Origin of the sequence: Prevotella sp. S7-1-8, from assembly GCF_000758925.1 — a bacterium.
Classification (GTDB): domain Bacteria; phylum Bacteroidota; class Bacteroidia; order Bacteroidales; family Bacteroidaceae; genus Prevotella.
This window is the reverse complement of the sequence record NZ_JRNC01000151.1, coordinates 1-665: the sequence shown is the minus strand read 5'-3', so window position 1 is coordinate 665 and position 665 is coordinate 1. Positions and strand designations below refer to the sequence as shown.

Genomic DNA, 665 nt, shown 5'->3' with positions numbered 1-665 from the left:
AGACCGCTGTCCTATTATCTGTAAAAATGGTTTCTTGATTTTCATATTTCGGAGGAATGCAGGGGTTGCTCAAAAGTAAAATAATCAGCCAATATCTATCATACGATAAAACCGAGCCACCCCTGACACCTCCACAAGAAGACAATTCGTTTAACAACTTAAAATAAACAGCAAAATGAACAACAAAAAAATCACAATGATGCTGCTCCTGACGGCACTGACCACCGCAGCAGCGTACGCACAGGGAAACGGTATGGCAGGTATCAACGAAGCCACAAAAATGGTAACCTCCTACTTCGACCCGGGTACGAAACTCATCTATGCCATCGGTGCCGTAGTGGGTCTTATCGGAGGAATAAAAGTATACAACAAGTTCTCAAGTGGCGACCCCGATACGAGCAAGACAGCCGCTTCTTGGTTCGGTGCGTGTATCTTCCTGATTGTGGCTGCCACCATCTTACGTTCCTTCTTCCTGTAAACGATGGCACAGTGGGAAATCAATAAAGGTGTAGGTCGGACGGTAGAGTTCAAGGGTTTGAAGGCGCAATATCTCTTCCTATTTGCGGGAGGACTGTTGGCGGTCTTCTTTCTCGTGGTGGTGCTCTATCTCTGTGGCATCGACCAGATAGTCTGCCTCGGTCTTGGCTTAGTGGGTGCAACACTCG

Annotated in this window: 2 protein-coding genes; both read left to right on the top strand. The window is 47.1% G+C overall.

Annotation, left to right across the window (positions count from 1 at the left end):
• Window positions 1-175 precede the first annotated feature (175 nt).
• The gene (locus HMPREF1640_RS12455; protein WP_008448479.1) at window positions 176-478 is read left to right on the top strand and encodes a DUF4134 domain-containing protein; all 303 of its coding nucleotides are present in this window, start codon (window positions 176-178) and stop codon (window positions 476-478) included.
• Window positions 479-481: 3 nt separating this feature from the next.
• Window positions 482-665 (top strand): DUF4133 domain-containing protein (locus HMPREF1640_RS12450; RefSeq protein WP_036895451.1); only part of this gene is annotated, 184 nt, incomplete at its 3' end.

Excerpts from the sequence above, each read along its gene's own strand:
- HMPREF1640_RS12455 (WP_008448479.1), top strand. The coding sequence starts at position 176 with ATGAACAACAAAAAAATCACAATGATGCTGCTCCTGACGGCACTGACC.